The following is a 3686-nucleotide window of genomic DNA, read 5'->3' on the forward strand; positions in this document are numbered from 1 at the left end:
GCCATTGACTTTATGGTGGTGTCCAGCTACGGCAGCGGCGTTAAAACCAGCGGCGTGGTAAAGATCGTGAAGGATCTGGATCAGGACCTTTCCGGGCGGGATATCCTGATTGTAGAGGACATTCTGGATTCCGGCATGACCCTTTCCTACCTGAAAGGCCTTTTGCAGAGCCGCCACCCCGCCAGCATCCGTATCGCCACCCTGCTGGATAAGCCCAGCCGCCGCAAGGTGGATCTTCAGGCGGACTATGTGGGGTATGAGGTGCCGGACGAGTTTGTGGTGGGCTATGGCCTTGATTACGACGAACAATACCGCAATCTGCCCTATGTGGGCGTTTTGAAACCCGAGGTCTACACAAAATAAGCGTCCAGTGCAAGGGGGCCAGGCGCCCTTTTTCCCTGTACGGATAGGAGATGAAGTTTTTGCAGCGCAAACCCAAATTCAACGGCGTTTACCTTGCGGTGCTGCTGGCCGTGGTGTGGCTGGCCATCAGCCTGTGGGGCAGCATGGGCGCCACAAGCACCACCAGCATGGCGTATTCAAAAATGCTGAGCTATTTTGAAAACAACCAGGTGGTGGCGTTCGAGCTGGATCAGAACACCGGCATCATTACCATGGCCCTGAAAGAGGGGACCGTGGAACTGCCCAAAAATGCGAAGGAGACCACCGGTGCCACCCAGCAGCAGCAGGCCCAGCAGGGGCTTTTGGCCGCCATGCTGGGCGGCGAACAGGCGGAGCCGGTTCTGCCCAGCGGCGCAGGCATTTACCATGTGAGCTACAAGCTGCCTGCGCTGAACCTGTTTGTGAGCACCCACATGCAGGATTATGTGGACCAGTACGACGCGGCCAACCCCGATGCGCCCATGGTCTACGACATCAGCCAGGCCAAGGCCAGCGTGCCCTGGTTTGAGATCCTGATGATGGTTATGCTGGTGGGCAGCATGATCTTTGTGTTCTATACCATGTACCGGGGCGGCCAGGGCGGCAACATCATGAATGTGGGCCGCGCCAAGGTGAAGGACCAGAGCGAGGAAAAGCGCAAGACCACCTTTGCCGATGTGGCAGGCGCGGACGAGGAAAAGGCCGAGCTGGAAGAGATCGTGCAGTTTTTGAAAAACCCCGGCCAGTTCAACAGCCTGGGCGCGCGCATTCCCCACGGCGTATTGCTGGTGGGCCCCCCGGGTACCGGCAAAACGCTGCTGGCCCGGGCCTGTGCGGGCGAGGCGGGCGTGCCCTTCTACTCCATCTCCGGCTCCGACTTTGTGGAGATGTATGTGGGCGTGGGCGCCTCCCGCGTGCGCGATCTGTTTGAAAAAGCGAAAAAGTCCGCCCCCAGCATTATTTTCATCGACGAGATCGACGCCGTGGGCCGCCAGCGCGGCACCGGCCTGGGCGGCGGGCACGACGAGCGGGAGCAGACCCTGAACCAGATGCTGGTGGAGATGGACGGCTTTGGCGCCAACGAGGGCGTGATCGTGATTGCCGCCACCAACCGCGCCGACATCCTGGATCACGCGCTGCTGCGCCCCGGCCGGTTTGACCGCACAGTGTATGTGGGCCTGCCGGACGTGAAGGGCCGCGAGGAGATCCTGCGGGTGCACACCCGCAAAAAGCCCCTTGCGCCGGACGTAAACCTGAAAACCATTGCCCAGTCCACTGTGGGCTTTGCGGGCGCCGACCTGGAAAACCTGGTGAACGAGGCGGCCCTGCTGGCCGCCCGCCGGGGCAAGAAGGCCATCACGGAAAAAGAGATCGAGGAGGCGTCCATTAAGGTGGTGGCCGGCCCCGAGAAAAAGAGCCGTGTGGTTACCGAGAAGGAAAAACGCCTTACCGCGTATCACGAGGCAGGCCACGCCATTACCAGCTGGTATTGCCCCACCAACGACCCGGTGCATCAGATCAGCATTATCCCCCGGGGCGCTGCGGGCGGCTACACCATGTATCTGCCCGATAAGGACGCCAGCTATGTGACCAAGACCGCCATGCAGGAGCGGATCGTGAGCCTGCTGGGCGGCCGCGTGGCGGAGCTGCTGGTGCTGGACGATATTTCCACAGGCGCCTCCAACGATTTGGAACGCGCCACCGAGACCGCCCGCGCCATGGTCACCCGGTACGGTTTTTCCGAGCGCATGGGGCCTGTGGTTTACGGCTCTGAGCCGGGAGAGACCTTCCTGGGGCGCGATTTTACCCAGGGCCGCGGCTATTCCGAGACCATCGCCGCAGAGATCGACAGTGAGATCCGGGATATTGTGGACGAGGCGTTCGAAACGGCCCGCCGCACCCTGAGCGAGCACCGCGACCAGCTGGAAACCGTGGCGCAGGAGCTGATGGCCCGCGAGAAGCTGAGCGGTGAGGAGTTCAAGCAGATCATGGAGGGGGGGACCCTGCCCCCGCTGGACACCACCGAGCCCGCCCAGCCTGCCGAAACGGCCGAGCGTGCGGAGCCGGCCGAGCCGGCGGAGCCCGCCGAAACGGCGCAGGAGCCCGAGGCCCCGGCCCCCAGTGAGACCGACCCAAACGCCCAGGGCGAATAAGCGTTCGCCGGCACTGAAAAAAGGAGGCAATTCTTCATGGAAGAGAATTTCGACCTTTTGGCTCAATCACGCGCCAACTATTACACCAAGGGCAGCCCGGTACAGTTTGTGAAGGTGGAGCTGCTGAAGGGGGATGTGAGCGGCGACGTGGCCGTTTGCCTGTCGTTCAAAAACATTTCCGGCGAGCCGATCACCGGCCTGGTGGTCACCTTTAAATGCAAGGACCGCAGCGGCGGCATTGTGTGCCAGGATCAGTTCTATTATCAGGATCTGGACGCGGCCAACGGCCAGGTGTTCGGCGCCGACGACGCGGTGTATATCAGCCAGACCCCGATCGGCAGCGTGGAGGTGGATCTGGGCCAGGCGTACCTGGCGAACGGTACTGCCATCGACCTGACCCGCTACCCCCGCGTGCGGCTGCCGGCACCGAAAAAACTGCCTGCGGAGCTGGCCCGAAAACTGGGGGAGCGCACCCATAAAGAGGGCCTGAGCGTGGTGCCTCAGGTGCTCGATGAGGGCTGGTACTGCGCCTGCGGCGCGTTCCACCCCCGCGAGGAGGAGGGTGTGTGGTGCAGCGAGTGCGGCTCGGACCGCATTCTGCTGCAGAACACCCTTTCCAGCCTGCTGCAGGCCGGTAAAGCAGCCCCCGCCACCGACGACCAGCCCACCCGCATGGCGCCGCCCGTGCGCCCCGAGGAGCCCACCCGGGCCGTGCCTCCGCTGGGAGGGGCGGCCCAGCAGAATTATACACCCGCGCCCCAGGCGGCGCCGGGAGAAGAACTGGGCTATGACGACAGCGACGTTTTGCTGGCGCCCCCCAGCCGCGCTGCCCAGCCTGCGCGCCAGGAGCCCCGCCGGGCCGCGGAGCCCGCGCGCCAGCCCTACGCTGCGGCGCGCCGCTATGAGCCGGAGGAAGAGGAGTACCCCCAGGAGGAAGACCCCCGCGACGTGATCGCCGGGCAGATCATCCGCTGGGCGCCCCCCATCACCGGCGTGCTGTGCGCGGTCATTGCGGTGATCGGGTTCTTTATGGCCCGATAAAGGGTTAAAAAACAGCCCCCCGTTCTGCACTTTGCACAGAACCAAAGGAAATGGACATTGAATAAAAAAGCCTCCAATCGTAGAATGGAAGTACGATTGGGGGCTTTTGAC

General features: G+C 62.9%; 3 protein-coding genes. All 3 read left to right on the top strand.

Annotated elements, in window-relative coordinates:
- Positions 1 to 363, top strand: a 363-nt coding sequence (gene hpt / locus ACMLHZ_RS04825) for a hypoxanthine phosphoribosyltransferase (RefSeq protein WP_418666661.1), incomplete at its 5' end; no start/stop codon positions are given.
- Between the two features lie 50 nt (positions 364 to 413).
- The gene (ftsH, locus tag ACMLHZ_RS04830; protein ID WP_418666662.1) at positions 414 to 2534 is read left to right on the top strand and encodes an ATP-dependent zinc metalloprotease FtsH; all 2121 of its coding nucleotides are present in this window, start codon (positions 414 to 416) and stop codon (positions 2532 to 2534) included.
- A 36-nt stretch (positions 2535 to 2570) separates the two neighbouring features.
- Positions 2571 to 3575, top strand: coding sequence for a hypothetical protein (locus tag ACMLHZ_RS04835; protein ID WP_418666663.1), 1005 nt, complete (start codon positions 2571 to 2573; stop codon positions 3573 to 3575).
- The last annotated feature ends 111 nt before the right edge of the window (positions 3576 to 3686 follow it).

It is taken from the genome of Allofournierella sp. (genome assembly GCF_048388525.1).
GTDB lineage: Bacteria > Bacillota > Clostridia > Oscillospirales > Ruminococcaceae > BQOK01.